Source organism: Bartonella japonica, assembly GCF_040545385.1.
Taxonomy (GTDB): domain Bacteria; phylum Pseudomonadota; class Alphaproteobacteria; order Rhizobiales; family Rhizobiaceae; genus Bartonella; species Bartonella japonica.
Genome location: NZ_JBEPLT010000003.1, coordinates 35,688 through 55,804 on the forward strand (window position 1 = coordinate 35,688; position 20,117 = coordinate 55,804).

Here is a 20,117-nt window from a genome sequence, read left to right on the forward strand (position 1 = left end):
ACCATATCCCTTTGAATGTAATTATGAAAAAAATAAGGTAGATATGATGGTGACGCGTGCAGATAGAGACCCGATTGCTAATTGGTGGTGGACAATTGATCGCTCTATCTTTGCTGCTTGTCTGATTTTAATGGGGATTGGCATCATGCTATCTTTTGCTGCGAGCCCCGTCATTGCAAAAAAAATCGGGATTTCTGATAGTTTTTATTTTGTTCGATGGCATATCGTTTTTAGTATTTTGGCGTTTTTTACGATGATTACTATTTCTTTTTTCTCGATTCGTAATATTCGCCGTTTATGCGTTCTTTTGCTTATTGCGACTCTTATCCTTATGGTTGCAACCTTATTCTTTGGTCCAGAATTAAAGGGAGCACGGCGGTGGATTCCTCTATTTGGTTTTTCTATACAAGCTTCGGAGTTTATGAAACCAGCTTTTGTGGTGATTGCTGCTTGGCTTTTTTCGGAACAGGTACGCAATAGAGGTATTCCTGGATATACGTTATCTATAATGCTTTATGCTTTTTGTTGTGTACTTCTTGTTTTACAGCCTGATATTGGTCAAACATTTTTAGTCAGTGCGACATGGGGTGGTTTGTTTTTTGTTGCTGGTGTGCCTCTTACAGTGATTTTCCTCTTTATTATTTTAGGTTTAGTGGGAGTTGTTGTCGCGTATTTTTCTCTTCATCATGTCCGAGAACGCATCAATGGTTTTTTGACAGGTGAAGGCGATACATTCCAAGTAGATGTAGGACGTGAGGCTATTTTGAATGGTGGTTGGTTTGGGCAAGGGCCTGGAGAGGGAACGGTAAAACGTATCATTCCTGATAGCCATACAGACTTTGTGTTTTCCGTTGCTGCTGAAGAATATGGTATTATCCTTTGTCTTTTCATTATGATGCTTTTTGGCTTTATCGTTATGCGTTCGTTGTATATAGCATTGAATACGCGTGATTCATTTATACGTTTTGGGATTACGGGCATAGCGATGATGATTGGCTTTCAGTCAGCGATTAATATGGCAGTGAATCTTCATCTTATACCTCCCAAAGGTATGACATTGCCGTTTATTTCTTATGGTGGTTCATCTATGGTGGCGATTGCATTTTCAATGGGCATTTTGCTTAGCTTAACCCGTCGCTGGCCAGAAGCGCGTCTTTCAGCTCTTTCATCTTCTTCAGTTTTGGATACTCCTTATGACTGATAAAAAAGTTATTATTTTAGCTGCAGGCGGTACAGGGGGACATCTTTTCCCTGCTGAAGCACTTTCTGTTGAATTAAGGCGGCGTGGATATGAGGTTCATTTGGCAACGGATGAAAGAGTTCAACGTTTTGTACGCAGCTTTGATAAAGAGCACACACATATCATTTCGTCTGCAACATTTACACGACGCCATCCTTTTGCTCTTGTAAAAATATTTTGGTTTTTGTTAAAGGGAATGGGGCAATCGTTGATGCTTTTTTATAAATTGCGTCCTGTTCTTGTTGGTGGTTTTGGAGGGTATCCTACTTTTCCTCCTCTTTTGGTTGCTGCTTTAACAAGGCGAAAAACGTTTATCCATGAGCAAAATGCTATTATGGGACGTGCTAATCGGGCATTGGCAGTTTTTGTACATGCAATAGCAGGTGGTTTGCTATCGCAAAATAAGAGTTACGCTCATAAAATATTTTTAACTGGCAATCCTGTGCGTGAATCTGTTCTTAAAGCAGCAGAAATTCCTTATCACGCTTCAGAAGATAAAGATCCATTTCATTTTTTGGTTTTTGGTGGAAGTCAGGGTGCTTCTTTTTTTTCACGAATTGTTCCAGAAGCGATTGCTTTGCTAGATGATGCGATACGTAAACGTTTGCGCATTGTTCAACAAGTTCGAGGTGAAGCTGAAGAGTTAATAAAAACCTACCATAAGATGGGTGTGCAAGCAGAAGTTGCCCCTTTCTTTGATGATATAGCTGAACGTATGGCGCAATCTCATTTTATTTTATCACGTGCGGGTGCTTCATCTGTTTGTGAAATAGCTGTTATTGGTCGGCCTGCTTTGCTTGTCCCATATCCCCATGCCTTGGATCACGATCAAGCAGCAAATGCAGCATTGCTTGCAGATGTAGGAGGTGCTCAAATTGTCTCAGAAAAAGATTTGAATGCACAAAAACTGGCTTCTCTTTTAACAGAATCCTGTTGTGCATCGCACTTATTAGAAAAACAAGCGCTTTCTGCAAAAAAAGTTGGGCAACCTCGTGCAACCAGTCGTCTTGCATATATGGCAGAAGCATTGATTGCGGGGCAGTCATTGTCAAGTATAAAAGAGGAGTTTTTTGATGAAAATGCCGCTTAATATAGGTGTTATCCATTTTGTTGGAATCGGTGGTATCGGCATGAGTGGAATTGCGGAGGTTTTCCATAATCTTGGCTATAAAGTTCAAGGATCAGATCAGGTTGATAGTGCAAATGTTGAACGTTTACGGAGAAAAGGAATTAACATTTATATAGGTCACCATGCTCAGAACTTAGGGGACGCAGAGGTTGTTGTTTTTTCTACTGCCATTAAAAAAACAAATCCTGAGTATATTGCTGCGAAAGAGAGGCGCTTGCTACTTGTGAGGCGTGCAGAAATGCTTGCCGAGTTGATGCGGTTTCGTCGAGCAATCGCTGTGGGAGGTACCCATGGTAAAACGACGACTACATCTATGATAGCTGCACTCCTTGATACTGGGAGTCTTGATCCAGTGGTGATTAATGGGGGGATTATTAATGCCTATGGTACGAATGCTCGTATGGGGGGAGGTGATTGGATGGTTGTTGAAGCCGATGAAAGTGATGGTACATTTTTAAAGTTACCTGCTGATATTGCTGTTATTACCAATATCGATGCTGAACATTTGGATCATTACGGAAGTTTTGATGATTTGCGCAAGGCTTTTCGACAATTTGTGGAAAATATTCCTTTTTATGGTTTTGCTGTTTTGTGCTTAGACCATTCAGAAGTCCAATCGTTGGCGAGCTGTATCGATGATCGTTGGGTGATTACTTATGGTGAAAATCCACAAGCAGATGTTCGTTTTCTTAATCTTTCTATGGATGGTCAAAAAACCTATTTTGATGTTCTTATTCGTTCACGCAAGACAGGGAAAGAGACTGAGTTGAAAAAATTGATTTTACCAATGTCTGGGCAGCACAATATTTCTAATGCAACAGCGGCGATTGCTATTGCGCATGAACTTGGTATTTCGAATGAAGCTATAAAAAAGGGCTTAGAAAAATTTGGTGGTGTAAAACGACGTTTTACACAAACAGGCAGTTGGAATGGTATTGAAATATTTGATGATTATGGGCATCATCCTGTTGAAATAAAGGCTGTTTTAGGTGCAGCGCGTGAGAGTGCAAAAGGGCGCGTGATTGCGATTGCGCAACCCCATCGTTACTCGCGTTTGCATTATTTGTTTGATGATTTTTCTGTGTGTTTTAATGATGCAGATACAGTATTGATTGCGCCGGTGTACGCAGCAGGTGAAGAGCCAATTGCTGGTTTTGGTGCCAAAGAATTAGTAGAGCACATTCAAATGGCAGGTCATCGTGATGTGCGTTTGGTTGATTGTCTGGAAGATGTTGTTTCGGTTGTCTCTAGATTTGCTAAGTCTGGAGATTATGTTGTTTTTCTTGGTGCTGGCAATATTACACAGTGGGCTTGTGCGTTGCCTCATCAGTTAGCGGTATTGGATAGCAATGGTAAATTTTCAGATCATTGATGGTGAAGCGCTGTTGGCGCAATTGGAACCTGCACTCAGCGAGATAAAAGGTAAAATTACGCCCAATGTTGGTATGCGTAAAGTAGCGTGGTTTCGCGCTGGTGGGCTGGCAGAGCTTTTTTATCAACCTGCAGATGAGGCGGATTTAGCTCTTTTCCTTAAAAATCTGCCTGAACCTATTCCCGTAACAATTGTGGGGATTGGGTCTAATCTTTTGGTGCGTGATGGGGGAATCCCTGGCGTTGTTATTCGTCTTTCATCTAAAAATTTTGGGCAAATACAGCAAGTTTCTCCAAAGCGTTTTTTGGTTGGTGCTGCTACGGCGGATAAACATTTGGCAGCGGCAGCTTTAGAGGCTGAGGTTGCAGGTTTTCATTTTTACCATGGTATTCCTGGTAGTCTTGGAGGGGCACTCAAAATGAATGCTGGGGCTAATGGCGTCGAGACTTCTGCACGTGTTGTTGAGGTTTATGCCCTTGATCGCAAAGGGCAGCGCCATATCTTGCGTTTGGAAGATATGCATTATTCTTATCGTCATTGTGATGTTCCTGAAGGTTTTATTTTTACTGCTGCTTTGTTGGAAGGAAACTCGGGAAATAAAGATGATATTCGTGCGGCTATGAATGAAGTTGCAATGCATCGGGAAACTGTACAGCCTATTCGCGAAAAAACAGGTGGATCAACTTTCAAAAATCCTGAAAATGCATCTGCATGGCGTGTTATTGATGCAGCAGGGTGCCGTGGTTTGCAGATTGGTGGAGCTCAAATGAGTGAAATGCACTGTAATTTTATGATCAATACAGGAGAAGCAACCGGTTATGATCTTGAAGCTTTAGGAGAAACAGTCCGTGCTCGTGTTTTTGCCCATTCAGCTCATCTTTTGCAGTGGGAAATACAGCGTATTGGTCAATTTGAACAAGACCGTGTTGTTCCTTGTTTTGATCAGTCTCATGAATTGATTCAGTATTATAAAAAAATAGAAATAAAAAATTGAGTCATTTCAAAGAGATAATGAAGAAAATCCATTAAGAATCAATAAATTAACAAAGAAACTCTTGCGTCATGACTCTGATTCTGATTCATTACGTACAATGCTAGGTTATTGATTCGAAAAGAGAAATCCTGTTTTTTTCTGTATATGGTGTTGGTCGTTTTGACCAAGTCTATATATAGTATATCAGGGAGGTTAAGTTGTTATGAAAGATGAGCATATAGCTGTATTAATGGGAGGATTTTCCTCTGAACGGTCTGTAAGTTTGTCTTCAGGTACAGCTTGTGCTGATGTTCTTGAAGCTAAGGGGTATCGTGTGAGCCGTCTGGATGTTGATGGTCAGATTGCTTCTGTTCTTGAACAATTGCGTCCTGATATTGTTTTTAATGCATTGCATGGACCATTTGGTGAAGATGGTCGGATTCAGGGTATTCTTGAATATTTGAAAATTCCTTATACCCATTCTGGTGTGATGGCATCCGCATTGGCAATGGATAAGGGGCGTGCAAAAATTATTGTTGCGAGCGTTGGAGTTTCTGTTGCTCCTTCTTGTATTATGAGCCGCTTTGCCATTGGGCGTGAACATCCTATGGAGCCTCCTTATGTGGTTAAACCTGTATGTGAGGGATCGAGTTTTGGTGTCGTGATTGTAAAAGACAATGAAGCGTCACCGCCGCGTCATATTGTGGGGGGTGAGTGGGATTATGCAGATGAAGTGATCGTTGAAAAGTATATTCCTGGTCGTGAACTGACTTGTGCTGTTTTGGGAAATGAGGTGCTGGATGTCTGTGAAATTTTCCCTGAACAACTTTTCCAATTCTATAATTATGACTCGAAATATAAAGCTGGTGGCTCTCTTCATGTTTGTCCTGCGCAACTTTCATCAAATATTTACCAAAAGGTGCAAAAAATGTCTTTAGCGGCACATCAGGCGATAGGTTGTCGAGGTCTTACCCGTTCTGATTTTCGTTTTGATGAGGCAACAGGGGAGTTGGTTTGGCTTGAAATTAATACGCAACCTGGTATGACACCAACCTCTCTTGTTCCTGATATTGCAAAGGCGAGCGGTCGTACTTATGGCGATATTGTTCAGTGGATAGTGGAGGACGCGTCGTGTATGCGTTGAATGTTGATAAAACAAATGTTCCGATGGAGGCGCTGTTCGTGCCGATCTTGCCACGACTTTATCGTCGTTTTTTTCGGTTTATGTTTGAGTGTGTTTTTATCAATGTTCATGTTCCTCGTCATTTGGGTTCTTTTGCAGTTTTGTTGTTTTTCTTTGTTACATTGTTTTATGGGCTTTCGTCGAGCGGTCATATAGGAATGATTGTGAAGACAGTTGTATCGGATCTTGGGTTTGTTGTGACCAATGTCGATATAAGTGGTGATAAGCGCTTGGTAAAACAGGAAATTTTAAGAGTCTTAGGACTTGACTCTTTTCCATCCATATTCGCTTTTGATGTTGATAGAGCTCGTTCTATTTTGGAAAAGCAAGAATGGGTACAGTCGGCGAATGTTCAGAAGATTTATCCTAATCTTGTGCGTATTTCAGTCGTGGAGCGTGAGCCCTATGCAGTTTGGCAGCACGATGGTATAGTAGATATTGTTGATGATACGGGTCGTGTTATTGTGCCATTTCAAGGAGGAATAGTTCGGGGTTTGCCTCTTGTGGTTGGTCAGGGTGCGCAGAATACAGCTAAAATGTTTATTCAAGCTCTTTCTGAGTATCCACAGCTCTATAATCGTGTTAGAGCTTATGTGCGTGTGGGTGATCGACGTTGGGATCTGATCTTGGATAATGGGGTACGCATTATGTTACCTGAAAATGGTGCATTTGAACGTCTTGCTTCTCTTGTTAAGTCAGGGACAGCACAAGATCTTTTTTCTCGCGATGTTTTGCGTATTGATCTTCGTCTTGCTGATCGCATTACAGTTTCTTTATCGGATGAAGCGCTGGAGCGTCGTCGTGCTGCTGTGGAAGAAAAAGAACGCATTTTAAAAGTGCGAAAGGTAGGGAATTTATGATGTTGTTAGGTTCACATCATATAGGGGGACGCAAAACGCGTTTTTTGACGGTTCTTGATGTTGGATCAAGTAAGATTGTATGTCTTATTGCTTGTTTACGTCCTTTGAACAATGTGAACTATTTACATAGTCGTACGCACTCTATGGAAATTCTAGGCTTTGGAGTGCAGCGTTCGCGCGGTATAAAATCTGGTGTTGTGATGGATATGTTGGCGGCAGAACAATCAATAAGATTGGCTGTTGATGCGGCAGAAAAAATGGCTGGTTTGGTGGTGGATTCGGTGATTGTTAATTTTTCTTCAAGCCGATTACAGAGCGCCCTTATCAGTGGTACCGTGCGTTTAAATGGCCGTGAAGTCACTAAGCGTGATATACGTGTGGCATTTGCCGAAGTTTCACGCAAAGCTTTTAATGCTGAGCGTCATGTTGTGCATTCAGTTCCTCTTTCTTATGTCCTAGATGGAGATAAGGGAATTTCTGATCCTGTTGGAATGGCAGGCGAGTTGTTTGGTATGAATGTGCATGTTGTAACAGCTGAGACTGCAGCTTTGCGTAATTTGGAAATATGCATTAATCGTGCGCATTTGAGTGTTGAAGCTATGGTCGTAACTCCTTTTGCAAGTGGTCTTGCTTCTTTGATGAATGATGAGGCACATTTGGGGGCGGCATGTATTGATTTTGGCGGAGGAACAACAACATTTTCTGTATTTTTTGAGGGAAAATTTGTTCATGCCGATGCACTTGCGGTTGGTGGAAATCATGTGACTCTTGATATAGCACGTGGATTTTCTATGTCTCTCACAGAAGCAGAGCGGTTAAAGGTTGTTTACGGTTCGGCACTTCTGACAAGTGCTGATGAACATCAGATGATTAATGTGGCAGAGATTGGCTGTGAACATCGCGAAACTCAATATCCACGTGCTGTTCTTGGTCGTATTATTCGCGCACGTGTCGAAGAAATATTAGAAATGGTGCGTGATTGTCTGAATCGTTCTGGTTTTGGTCATGTTATTGGTAAGCGTGTTATTTTGACCGGAGGAGCAAGCCAGTTAACGGGGTTGCCGGAAATGGCACGTACTATGTTGGGAAGAAATGTTCGTATAGGGCGGCCTTTGGGTATTTCGAGGCTTCCTTCTCTTGCAAAAGGGGCGGCGTTTACATCTGCTGTTGGATTGTTAATTTATCCGCAATTGATGGGTTTTGAAGAAAAAACAATGCAATCTGCGGTGAATCATTTGTCTATGGGCACGCGTGGATATTTTCAACGTGTTGGTCAGTGGTTGCGTGAGAGTTTTTAGTAAGTCTATTGAGGTAAGTTAAATTTCATCGCTTTGGCTTGCGATGTCTTAGGAGAAGGAAAAGAAAATGACGATTAATCTGCATCGGCCAGATATCGCGGAATTGAAGCCACGTATTACCGTTTTTGGTGTTGGCGGTGGTGGTGGTAATGCCGTGAATAATATGATTAATGCTGGTCTTCAGGGAGTTGATTTTGTTGTTGCTAATACGGATGCACAGGCTTTGGCGATGTCAAAGGCGGAACGTGTTATCCAGCTTGGTGCAGCTGTTACGGAAGGTCTAGGTGCTGGTGCTTTGCCAGAAGTTGGGCAAGCAGCTGCAGAGGAATGTATTGATGAAATTATCGATCATTTGGCAGATTCCCATATGGTTTTCATCACTGCTGGTATGGGTGGAGGTACTGGAACTGGAGCTGCGCCTGTTGTTGCTCGTGCTGCTCGTGAAAAAGGTATTTTGACCGTTGGTGTTGTGACAAAGCCATTCCAGTTTGAAGGTGCTCGCCGTATGAAGACGGCAGAGGCTGGTATTGATGAGTTACAAAAGTCTGTTGATACATTGATTGTTATTCCTAATCAGAATCTTTTTCGTATTGCAGATGAAAAAACAACATTTGCTGATGCTTTTGCTATGGCTGATCAAGTGCTTTACTCTGGTGTTGCTTCCATTACAGATTTGATGATTAAAGAGGGATTGATTAACCTTGATTTTGCTGACGTTCGTTCTGTTATGCATGAAATGGGACGAGCGATGATGGGGACTGGTGAGGCATCTGGTGAGGGGCGTGCTTTAGCTGCTGCTGAAGCTGCTATTGCTAACCCACTGTTGGATGATACTTCTATGCGTGGTGCGCGTGGCTTACTGATTTCCATTACTGGTGGTCGTGATATGACTCTCTTTGAAGTAGATGAAGCTGCTAATCGTATTCGCGAAGAAGTTGATGCGGATGCCAATGTTATTTTTGGTGCTATTGATGATGAATCATTAGAGGGTGTTATTCGTGTATCTGTGGTGGCTACGGGTATTGATCGTGAAGTGAGCAATGTGATTCAGCCTTCTCATCCTCAGATTCAGAGACCTGCGTCTTCAATGCGCAAAAGTGATCCAGGAGTAACACAAACTTCTTTTCATGTTCAGTCACCTCCTTTGCGTTCTGAGTCAATGGTAGAAGTGATAGAAGCACTTGAAATAGAAAAGGGAAAATTGGCTGGAGAACAGTTCCGTCCTAAAAGTCAAATTTTTGCACAATCTGCAGATGCAGTGGCAGCACGGAATGCGAATGTTGCTTCTTCCGGATCAAATTTTGCACATGGGCAGATGTCAAATGCGCCACGTATGCAAGCAAGTCGAGGTTTACAGCAGCCTATGATGGCACCTGTAAGCATGGAGGCGACAGCGCATGTTCTTGAGGATATGCCAGAAGTTGTGAAGCAAGAAGAGAAAAAAGTTCAGCAAAAGCAAGAATCACAAATGCAAGCGCGTTCACCTATGCGTATGCCTGAACTGAAGGATTTTCCTCCTGTTGCTTATGGACAACGGGAAAGATTATCTTCTGCTGATCAGGGGCCTCGCAATCTTTGGCAGCGTTTGAAACAAAGCTTAACACATCGTGAGGTAAGTGAGCCAGAAGCAAGATTAGAACCTGCGGTGAAATCTTCTCAGCAGAAAGAGGCTCCTATTCATAATAAAAATTCTCAAGAACTTCCTCAAGATGCTTCTGTCTATGTTCCACGTCGTTCTGGTGAATTGCATCCTCATGTTCCGCAAGAACAGCTTAATTTTATAAGCGAAGAAGATCAGTTAGAAGTACCGGCATTTTTGCGTCGTCAGGCGAATTAATGAGCAAAAAGTAAGGAAGAGGAAAAAATTGAATTCCTCTTTCATGATCAATAGAAGCTTTATGAGATATGCTGTGTTTTTTAAACTCGCTTATTCTTAAGTGGGTTTATTATTTGCTATGCACGGAGTTTTATGGTTTTGTTAATATTTTAAAAGATACAAAAACAACTGAATGAAGTAACAGGATGAATCAGGTGCAAAAATATCAGTCTACTCTTAAAAAGACTGTGATATTTAAGGGTTACGGTGTTCATAGTGGGTGTTTATCTGTCGTAAAAATCTGTCCAGCTGAGGTTGGGTGTGGTATTGTTTTTAAGCGTTGCGGTTTAGATGGAATAGAGAAAATATTTCAAGCACATGCATCACAAACGGGAGAAACTGAATTATCAACAGTGCTTGGTCATGGAAAATTCAGAATTGAAACAATTGAGCATTTAATGGCTGCAATCACTGCTTATAATTTGGATAATTTGGTTATAGAAGTATCTGCTCATGAGATCCCTATTTTGGATGGTTCTGCTTGGCAATATTGTCAAGCTTTTGAAAAAGTGGGGATTGTACAGCAGAATATATTGCGTTCCTATTTTATGATAAAAAAGCCGCTACGGATTGAAAATGCTCATGGTTTTGCAGAGTTTTTGCCATTTGACGGACGCCGTTTTGATGTAACAATTTCTTTTCCTTCTACTGCTATTGGCAAACAACATTTAATTTTTGATCTTACCTTACAAGGGTTTCGAGATGATTTATCACGCGCGCGTACTTTCGGTTTTGTTAAAGACGTAGAAAAATTATGGATTTCTGGGAAGGGATTAGGGGCTTCTTTGGAAAATTCTCTTATTATAGGGCTGAATGATGAAATCATGAATCTAGGTGGTCCTTATTGGAAAAATGAATATGTTCGGCATAAAATGCTTGATGCGATTGGTGATACTGCTTTGCTTGGAGCACCTTTTATTGGATTATTTCGTTCTTATTGTAGTGGGCATGGAATTAATTCGCAATTGGTGAAAGCTGTTTTGAAAGACGAATCGTGTTACGAAGAGATTTACTTATAGGTAGATGAGAAAAAAAATTCTATAATCTATTTTATTTTTAAGGGGATGATTGATCTTAAGTCTCTAAATTTCTTAGTGGAATTTAAAGTGATATGGTATAAAAGTTTCTAATAAGTAATTTTTGCTACGTGGTGGTATTCTTTGGAGGCCGGAAAGACTATGATAAAATCTCATGTAGGTACTGAAAATATAGCATATAGAAAATCTCATGTTGTATGCAAGGTATTGGGAGTGGTGCTTTTGGGAAGCACTTTCACATTAGCAGGTTGTTTATTTAAAGAGAAAAATACCCTTGATCCATCTGCATATGTTTTTAAAATAGATCCACCAGATGTTTTATATAATCAAGCGCTTGCTAGCCTTAAGAGTGGGCGGCTTGCTGATGCATCAAAAAAGTTTCTTACAATCGAAAAACACTATGCTTATACTGATTGGGGACGTAAATCTCTCATGATGGGGGCTGTTACAAATTATCAACTTGGTAAATATGATGATTCAATTAGTATGGCGCGGCACTATATTACCCTTTACCCAGGGGCTGATGATGCTGCTTATGCTTATTATATTATTGGTCTTTCTTCTTTCCGTCGGATTCCTGACGTTACACGGGATCAAGATGATACGAAACGTGCAATTGCTTCTATGCAGCTACTTATAGAGCGTTATCCTCATTCTGAGTATGTTGAAGATGCTAAAGCTAAAATACGTTTTGGTCGAGAACAGTTGGCTGGTAAAGAGATGCAGGTTGGCCGTTATTATGAAGAAGGTCGGCGCTATCTTGCAGCAAGCAGAAGATTTCGTACAGTGGTTGAAGAGTATTCTGATACAAATCAAATTGAAGAGGCGCTTTTTCGTTTAACGGAAGTTAATCTTGCTCTTGGCTTAACTGTAGAAGCACAGACAGCAGCAGCTGTTTTAGGACGTAATTATCCCAAAAGTGCATGGTACAAATTTGCTTACAATTTATTGCAAAAAAATAATGTATCACCCCAAGAGCATAAATCTTCTTGGATTTCAAATGCTTTCAGTAGTGGTAAAAATAGGGCACGTTGATTCTTTATGCTGACACAGCTTTCGATTCATAATATTGTTTTGATCGAAACGCTCGATATTCATTTTGCAGCGGGGTTATCAGTTTTAACTGGTGAAACGGGTGCTGGGAAGTCTATACTCCTTGATGCATTGTCATTGGCTTTAGGGGGGCGTGGGGATGCTTCTCTTGTGCGTCATGGAGAAACGCAAGGGCAGGTGACGGCTGTTTTTGATGTTCCTATTGCACATCCTGTGCGCCAACTTATCCGTGAGAATGGTTTTGATGATGAAGGTGATATTATTTTACGGCGTGTGCAATCGAGCGATGGTCGTAGTCGTGTTTTTATCAACGATCAGATAGCCAGTGTTGCATTGATGCGTCGTGTTGGTCGTATGTTGGTTGAAATCCATGGACAGCATGATGACCGTGCGCTTGTTGATATTGTGACGCATCGCCAGTTATTAGATGCTTTTGGTGGGCTTGAGGAAGAAACAGAAAATTTACGTCAGTGTTATCGTATATGGTGTGAATTTGAAGAGCGTTTAGAGCAACAACGTGTTAAGGTGAAAGATGCTGAGCGGGAGGCTGATTATCTGCGTGCGTGCGTGGAAGAGCTTGAAAAGCTTGATTTTCAAGTTGGTGAAGAAGAGTCTCTTTCTCTTCGTCGTGCAGATATGCTTAAATTGGAAAAAATAGCGACGGATATTAAAGAGGCTGATGATCTTTTAAGTGGTTCAAAATCACCAATACCAGTTCTTTCTCATTTGGTGAGGCGTTTGGAACGGAAAATTCCTGAAGCAGAAGCGCTGATAACGCCTGTAGTGAAAGCCATTGATGATGCATTGCATGCACTTGCAACAGCGCAAGAAGGTATTGAAACGGCGGTGCGGGCATTGGATTTTGAACCTAGTGAATTAGAGCAGATAGAAGAGCGCCTTTTTGCTCTTCGAGATTTTGCACGTAAATATCATGTTTCTGCTGATGAGTTGGTTCAGTTGCGCAATAAAATGGAAGCTGAACTCACTGCGTTTGAGGAGGCTCAGATCACATTAACGCGTTTTGAAGAAGAGGCGCGAGAAGCACAGAAAAATTATGATACATTGGCACAAGCGTTGTCAGTAAAACGTCGGAAGACGGCAACACATTTATCAGAAAATGTTATGGCGGAATTACCAGCGTTAAAATTGGAAAAGGCAGAATTTATTGTTGAAATGCAAAGTGATGTTGAAAAGCGAAGTGCAGAGGGGATAGACCGCATAGAATATTGGGTTCGAACAAATCCTGGGACACGTCCTGGACCAATGTTGAGTGTTGCTTCTGGTGGTGAACTTTCTCGTTTTTTATTGGCATTAAAGGTTGTTTTGTCCGATCATGGATCAGCGCCTACTTTGATTTTTGATGAGATTGATACAGGAGTTGGTGGAGCTGTTGCTGCTGCCATCGGTCAACGGTTACAGCGCTTATCAGAAAATATTCAGGTTTTTGCCATTACGCATGCACCACAGGTAGCATCGAAAGCGCATAGTCATTTTCTTATATCAAAGGTTGAAAGTGATGATAAATGCTCCTTTGTTACGGCTGTTCATAAAATGGAAGAGCATGAGCGTGCAGAAGAAATTGCTCGCATGTTAGCAGGAGAACAGATTACTAAAGAAGCGCGTGCGGCTGCTCAAAAGCTTCTCGCATAAATATAATTGATAAGCAATAAAAATATCTTTATCAATTATACCACCGGTGAGTATGGGGTTATTTGGTTTCATTTCGTGAAAAAGAGTTGGGATTCTTATGATCATAGCCCATAATGTGGAATAGATTTGATGAACAAAGATGAAGCTAAAAAACTCACTGCTCTTGAAGCAGAAAATGAACTAGAGTGGTTAGCAAAAGAGATTGCGCGTCATGATGTGCTTTATAATAGTAATGACCAACCTGAAATTTCTGATGCAGAGTATGATGCTCTTCGCCGGCGTAATGCAGAAATTGAATCTCTTTTTCCAGAGCTTATTCGTGCAGATTCTCCTTCATATAAAATTGGCGCACCAGCTTCTGAAAAATTTGAAAAATCTGTTCATGCACAGATGATGCTTTCACTTGATAATGCATTCAGTGCCGAAGAAGTCACTGAATTTGTTGAGCGAGTTCGTCGCTTTTTACGGTTGCCAGAAACACAAATATTGGAAATAACAGCAGAGCCAAAGATTGATGGTTTATCTTTATCTTTGCGTTATGAAAAGGGAAGGCTTGTAAGTGCTGCAACGCGTGGCGATGGATATATTGGTGAAAATGTAACGGCAAATGCGCGAACAATTTTAGATATTCCGCAGAGTTTGCAAGGAAAATTTCCTGATATTATTGAGGTTCGTGGTGAAGTTTATATGAGGCGAGAGGACTTCCAAGCACTTAATGGGAGCCAAGAGGAAAAAGGCAAGTTTACTTTTTCTAATCCTAGAAATGCTGCGGCTGGTTCTTTGCGTCAACTTGATTCACGGATAACGGCTAGTAGAAAGCTTCGATTTTTTGCTTATGCTTGTGGTGAGGTGAGTGAAATATTTGCAAAAAGCCAAATGGAGATGATGAAAAAGCTAAAAGAATATGGATTTGTTATCAATCCATTAACAAAAGCTTTTAAGACAGTAGAAGAAATTATTTCATACTATCACGATATAGAAGAATGCCGTCATTCCTTAAGCTATGATATTGATGGGATTGTTTATAAAGTTAATGATTTGATACTTCAGGCACGTTTAGGATTTGTTTCTCGTTCACCTCGTTGGGCTATTGCGCATAAATTCCCAGCAGAAAAAGCTATGGCGCTTTTGGAAGGTATTGATATTCAAGTCGGTCGTACGGGAGCATTAACCCCTGTTGCGCGCCTTTCACCTATTACTGTTGGTGGTGTGGTGGTTACCAATGCAAGTTTACATAATGAAGATTATATTAAGGGGGTTGGTCATAAAGGGGAGCCTCTTCGTGAAGGGCGTGACATCCGTGTAGGTGATACAGTTATTGTACAACGTGCTGGCGATGTCATTCCACAAATTGTTGATATTGTTGCTGAAAAGCGTCCAAAAGATTCTTCCGTTTTTGTTTTTCCCGATGTCTGCCCTGCTTGTGGAAGTCATGCTGTTCGTGAAGTCGGAGAAGCTGTACGCCGATGCACAGGAGGGCTTATTTGTCCTGCACAAGCTATTGAGCGTATTCGTCATTTTGTTGCACGCAATGCTTTTGATATTGAGGGACTTGGAAAAAAGCAGGTAGAATTTTTCTTTCATATACAAGATAAGAATCTTTGTATTCGTACACCAGCTGATATTTTTACTTTACAACGCCGACAAGAAAAATCTCTGGTTCGTTTGGAGAATATGGAAGGTTTTGGTGTTGTTTCAGTTCGTAAACTTTATGATGCCATTAATGCTCGTCGAGAGATTTCTTTAAACCGTTTTTTATTTGCGCTAGGAATTCGCCACGTTGGAGAGGTTAATGCGCGACGTCTTGCTCGTGCTTACCAAAATTATACAGCTTTTGAAACTGCTGTAATGGCAGCGACTGTTCCGTGTGATAAGGAAAATGAAGAAGGTAATGAGGCTTGGATGGAGCTTACCAATATCGAAGGAATTGGACCACAGGTAGGAAGCGCAATTATTGATTTTTATCAAGAAGTGCATAACCGTGAGATTTTATCTGTTTTGCTGGAGGAAGTAACACCTCTTGATGAGAAACCTGTCATGACTTCTTCTTCACCAGTTGCAGGGAAAATCATTGTTTTTACAGGAACTTTGGCACGTATGTCACGTGATGAAGCAAAAGCGCTGGCAGAGCGATTAGGTGCAAAGACTTCAGGTTCTCTTTCTAAAAAAACAGATCTTCTTGTTGCAGGCCTTGGAGCAGGATCAAAGTTAACCAAAGCGCAAGAACTAGGGGTTGAGGTTGTTGATGAAGAGGCTTGGATGCAATTGATTGAAGGATATTATGTTTAAGAGCTTCTTCTTTCAATGCAACGGATATGATTGTGCTTACAACTCATTGATTTATAAAGTTATTCATCTTTTCCATGCTATTCGAGAGAGGTATACGATAATTATCTCATTATAAGCTTTTTATGTTTAGAGTTTGAAAAGTTATTTCTTTGCATATTACAAGAAGGAGAAATATGTGGATGAGAGCTGTTTATTTTTTCATGAATGTGCAAGATGAGAGTTAACGATATATTTTTCGTGATCGTTTTTGGGATCATTGCTTTTATATGAGGTATAATCTCGCTCATCTGTTACAGTGAAAACATTGATAGTTTCCTTCCTTTGAGGAGTATCATAATATCTTGTAGAAAAAGTGTAGCTATTTCTTCAATCTGTTGCTAGGAAATCTGTAGTTTTAAGCGCTGTTCTCTTCTAAGAAAGCTTGCGGTTCTGTTGTTGCTTATAATTAATGTACATCCCTAAGATAATAATGTTTTTGAGATAAAAATTGTGGCAGAATATAATTCCTGCAAGTTTATATCAGTTTTTGTATGGCAGATTGGATGGTACGCGTATTATTTATCTTTGAAATACGAATACAGTGTTATTATTATATTTGTCAGCCCCCAATGTTGCGATAGCCCTTGCATTGAGACGGTTCATAAGAGGTATTTTGGGTCATTTCTTGTACAAATTTTATCCACACACTTATCGCGCTTGTGTGACGTGCAAGCGAATAATTTTGATTGATTTAAGATAAACAGACTTGAAGCCTTACGATATTCGTAACTCTCATTCAACATACAAAATAGTGAATTATCATTATAAATCAAATCCTTGTCATCAGGTAAAAATATGAGAGCGGTAAAGGAAAAAAATTAGTATTCATCTTTACTATTGCCTTTAATTAGGCTTTATGACTTTCAAAAGTATCTATAGAATTATCTTTTAAATATCAGAAATTATCCATTGTTTCATGCTTTTATTTGTAGCATTTTTAAATAAAAATAATTCTTCAAAAAATAGAATAATATTTTGCAGTGGTATTTATAAAAGAATTTTGCGTTGGCATTTATGAAAGGATATAAAGTAAGCTTTATCGTGCGTCACTTCCTTTAAGATTATAAAATTATGCATTTAATATCATTAATTTGCTAGTTTCCAATGTTACCATTTAAGATAGTATATGAGATATATTTATTCTTTTTTATTGATGTACTATAGGACAGCTTGAAGTAAAGGAAAGCTATTGTATCTTTTTTTAAGAAAAATAATAAATTATTATAAATCAAAATGTTAGATATTATTGTACAATCTTAATTTCTTGAAACTTATCAAGAAAAGTTATTCGTATGAGGAATATTTTTTATATTCTTTTACTATTTTGTTTTTTAAGAAGAGAGCAAGGATATAAGAGAAAATAAAATTTATATACTAACTGATTTAAAGAGGCATTGTTGCTTCTTTTGTCCATTTTTTGTCTTCTTCATTTAAGTAAGGTGCATTCACTTGATAAACATGAGCATGATAATCATTGAGCCATTGTCGCTCTTGTTGTGTCAAAAGTTCTGGGAGGATTAATTTTCGATCAATGGGACAATTTGTGAGCGTTTCAAATGAAAGCATTTCTATATCACCACCGTTAATTTTTTCGGCTGGTTTTACAATCATCAAATTTTCAATACGAATGCCAAAAGTCCCTTCACGGTAATAGCCAGGTTCATTAGAAACAATCATTCCGGGGATCAATTCTTGGCTGCCATTGCGTGAAATATTTTGTGGTCCTTCATGAACAGAGAGATAAGATCCAACCCCATGACCCGTACCATGAGCATAATCAAAACCCGCCTTCCATAAGGCTATGCGTGCTAAAACATCAAGATCTTGACCTCGTGTGCCTTTTGGAAATCGTGCAGTTGAAAGAGCAATCATACCTTTGAGAACAAGAGTAAAACAGCGTTTTTCTTCTTCTCCAACCTTTCCAATTGCTACCGTGCGTGTAACATCTGTGGTACCATCACGGTATTGTCCACCTGAATCAACAAGATAAAGTTCACCAGCATTGAGTTGTTTATTTGTTTTAGTTGTTACACGATAATGAATAATGGCACCGTTTGCACTTGCTGCTGAGATTGTATCAAAAGAGAGATCTTCAAGTTTTCCTCCCATTTCTTTTGCAGTGGTTATGCGAAGTTCTTCTAATTTTTGAGCAGCAGAAATTTCATCGACTGTGCTTGGTGTTTGGTTCTCTAACCAAGAAAAAAAACGGGTAAGGGCTACACCATCACGCAGATGCGCTCTGCGTGCACCATCGAGTTCAGTATTATTCTTCACTGCTCGTGGTAGGGCAGCGGGATCAGTAAGTGTAATGAAAGAGCATTTTTGTTCTTCAATAGTGGTACGTAATTTTTCGCATGTTAGTCGTGGATCTAAAGCAAAAACTGTTCCTCTTTGAGCATAATTTTTGATCTTTGATATAAGTTGTTTTGGTCCATATAATTTTGCATAATGTTCCAGATATTGTTTTTGTTCTAGGCCAAGTTTTTTACGATCAATGAATAAGGCTGGTATTTCTTTAACAGGAACGAGAGCAAAACAAAGAGAAAAAGGTGTGTTGGAAACATCATGTCCACGTATATTGAATGTCCATGCGATAGAGGAAGGATCTGTAAAAATAAAAGCATCTGCATCGGCTTTCTCGATATTTTTTCGAAGCAATGCGAGTTTTTCATCGGTGTTGCATCCTGCATATTTGATAGGATGAATCGATAAAGAGGATTGCGGTAACTGTGGTTGATCATGCCATAAAAGGTCAATGGGATTTTGTTGTATTGCTATAAGTTTTCCACCTGCTTTAAATTCTAATGCTTTTTTTAACGCATCTGTCTCAGCAATGGTATGCAGCCATGGATCAAAGCCAATAGAAAGTTTTTGCCCATTTTTTTCGAGCCATTGTGAGGGAGGGAAGGTGATGAGATCTTCATATTCAAAGATAAGAGGATCGGTTTGTTGGCGGACTTGGAGTTTATAACGTCCGTCAGTGAATAGAACAGCTTTGTTTTTTAAAATGAGTGCGATACCAGATGATCCAGTAAAGCCTGTGAGCCAGCCAAGGCGTTGAGCATGTGGGGGAACATATTCTCCTTGATGTTCATCTGCACGCGGAACAAGAAAGCCATCTAATCCGAGGCGATCGAGTTCTTTACGAAAAGAGGAAATACGCTCGAAAGCATGAGAGGGATTTGTTGTTGCCTCAAAAGATTGATACATAACAACGTTCTTTCCTTTTATTTTACTTTTCTTTTATTTTAAATGTATGGTAACCCACCCTTGACGATGATATGTTTCAATATGTTTCAAACCTTGTGCTATATAAGCTTTTAAAACAGCAGCATGTTGTTCTTCAAGGATTCCAGAGAGTATGAGTGATCCTCCTTTTTGAAGAGCTTGTACCATCTTTTGTGCAAACTCAATAAGAGGATTGGCAAGGATATTAGCAACAATGAGATCAAAAGGCGCACGTGATGTAATCTCATCATGATGAAAGTCTGTTGCTGTAACAGCTGTGATATATTTTTTTACGCCATTGAGAGCGATATTATGCTGTGCAACTTGGATAGCAATTGGGTCAATGTCGGATGCGAGGATAGTAATAGGTTTGAGCATTGCTATACCAATAGCTAAAACTCCACTGCCTGTACCAAGATCAAGAGCATTTTGCGGATTTTCATTTTGCATTACTTTGGCAATCATTTCCAAACAACCGGCTGTTGTTCCATGATGCCCTGTACCAAAAGCTTGATTAGCTTCAATTTCAATAGGCAAAACATTGGGTGGAATGTCATCTCTATTATGGCTTCCATGTAGAAAAAAAGGACCAGCACGCACAGGTGTTAACCCTTCAAGACTTTGTTTGACCCAATCAATATCGGGTAAAATTTCACAGTTAATTTTATCAAGATCTACAGAAAGGATTTGCGCAAAACGCTTCGAAACACTTTCTTGGTTTACTTTGTCAACATACAGAGAAAGTTCACATACGGAATTTTTTTCATCTATCTCTGCAAGTGCAAGAGGATATCCTTCCTCTTCAAAAGCTGTTTCTATAAGAGTATAAAATAATTCTGCTTCATTTTTAGAAGCCGTGTAATACAGACGAATTTGCTGCGACATTCTCT

At 39.9% G+C, this 20,117-nt stretch carries 14 protein-coding genes; 12 read left to right on the plus strand and 2 right to left on the minus strand.

Annotated features, from left to right (window positions below):
- The first annotated feature begins 46 nt into the window (after positions 1–46).
- The 12 genes from ABID39_RS02405 (at position 47) to ligA (ending at position 15,960) form a co-directional block, all read left to right on the plus strand.
- Positions 47–1,201, plus strand: coding sequence for an FtsW/RodA/SpoVE family cell cycle protein (locus ABID39_RS02405; protein WP_354185802.1), 1,155 nt, complete (start codon positions 47–49; stop codon positions 1,199–1,201).
- Positions 1,194–2,330 carry a UDP-N-acetylglucosamine--N-acetylmuramyl-(pentapeptide) pyrophosphoryl-undecaprenol N-acetylglucosamine transferase gene (locus ABID39_RS02410; RefSeq protein WP_354185684.1) on the plus strand — a complete coding sequence of 379 codons (1,137 nt, stop codon included), beginning with the start codon at positions 1,194–1,196 and terminating at the stop codon, positions 2,328–2,330. Before ABID39_RS02405 ends, ABID39_RS02410 begins: the two co-directional genes overlap by 8 nt.
- A complete protein-coding gene (gene murC, locus ABID39_RS02415; protein WP_354185686.1) occupies positions 2,314–3,741 on the plus strand; it encodes a UDP-N-acetylmuramate--L-alanine ligase in 1,428 nt (475 codons plus the stop codon). Before ABID39_RS02410 ends, murC begins: the two co-directional genes overlap by 17 nt.
- Positions 3,719–4,735, plus strand: a complete 1,017-nt coding sequence (gene murB / locus ABID39_RS02420) for a UDP-N-acetylmuramate dehydrogenase (RefSeq protein ID WP_354185688.1) — start codon at positions 3,719–3,721, stop codon at positions 4,733–4,735. The genes murC and murB overlap by 23 nt, the downstream gene beginning before the upstream one ends.
- A 202-nt stretch (positions 4,736–4,937) precedes the next feature.
- Entirely contained in the window at positions 4,938–5,858 is a 921-nt protein-coding gene (locus tag ABID39_RS02425; protein WP_354185690.1) for a D-alanine--D-alanine ligase, read from the plus strand.
- The gene (locus ABID39_RS02430) at positions 5,846–6,757 is read left to right on the plus strand and encodes a cell division protein FtsQ/DivIB (protein ID WP_354185692.1); all 912 of its coding nucleotides are present in this window, start codon (positions 5,846–5,848) and stop codon (positions 6,755–6,757) included. Before ABID39_RS02425 ends, ABID39_RS02430 begins: the two co-directional genes overlap by 13 nt.
- Positions 6,754–8,055, plus strand: a complete 1,302-nt coding sequence (gene ftsA / locus ABID39_RS02435; RefSeq protein WP_354185694.1) for a cell division protein FtsA — start codon at positions 6,754–6,756, stop codon at positions 8,053–8,055. The genes ABID39_RS02430 and ftsA overlap by 4 nt, the downstream gene beginning before the upstream one ends.
- 67 nt (positions 8,056–8,122) lie before the next feature.
- Positions 8,123–9,892 carry a cell division protein FtsZ gene (ftsZ, locus tag ABID39_RS02440; protein WP_354185696.1) on the plus strand — a complete coding sequence of 590 codons (1,770 nt, stop codon included), beginning with the start codon at positions 8,123–8,125 and terminating at the stop codon, positions 9,890–9,892.
- 185 nt (positions 9,893–10,077) lie between these two features.
- The gene (gene lpxC, locus ABID39_RS02445; RefSeq protein WP_354185698.1) at positions 10,078–10,950 is read left to right on the plus strand and encodes a UDP-3-O-acyl-N-acetylglucosamine deacetylase; all 873 of its coding nucleotides are present in this window, start codon (positions 10,078–10,080) and stop codon (positions 10,948–10,950) included.
- A 159-nt stretch (positions 10,951–11,109) separates the two neighbouring features.
- Positions 11,110–12,003, plus strand: a complete 894-nt coding sequence (locus tag ABID39_RS02450) for an outer membrane protein assembly factor BamD (protein ID WP_354185700.1) — start codon at positions 11,110–11,112, stop codon at positions 12,001–12,003.
- 6 nt (positions 12,004–12,009) lie between these two features.
- Positions 12,010–13,671: a DNA repair protein RecN gene (gene recN, locus ABID39_RS02455; RefSeq protein ID WP_354185702.1), complete on the plus strand. Its 1,662-nt coding sequence runs from the start codon at positions 12,010–12,012 to the stop codon at positions 13,669–13,671.
- A 129-nt stretch (positions 13,672–13,800) separates the two neighbouring features.
- Positions 13,801–15,960, plus strand: a complete 2,160-nt coding sequence (gene ligA, locus ABID39_RS02460) for an NAD-dependent DNA ligase LigA (RefSeq protein ID WP_354185704.1) — start codon at positions 13,801–13,803, stop codon at positions 15,958–15,960.
- 1,422 nt (positions 15,961–17,382) lie between these two features.
- On the opposite strand, the gene ABID39_RS02465 is transcribed toward ligA, so the two are convergent.
- Positions 17,383–19,209: an aminopeptidase P family protein gene (locus ABID39_RS02465; RefSeq protein ID WP_354185706.1), complete on the minus strand. Its 1,827-nt coding sequence runs from the start codon at positions 19,207–19,209 to the stop codon at positions 17,383–17,385.
- Positions 19,210–19,242: 33 nt separating this feature from the next.
- Positions 19,243–20,112: a 50S ribosomal protein L11 methyltransferase gene (locus ABID39_RS02470; RefSeq protein ID WP_354185708.1), complete on the minus strand. Its 870-nt coding sequence runs from the start codon at positions 20,110–20,112 to the stop codon at positions 19,243–19,245.
- Between the last annotated feature and the right edge of the window lie 5 nt (positions 20,113–20,117).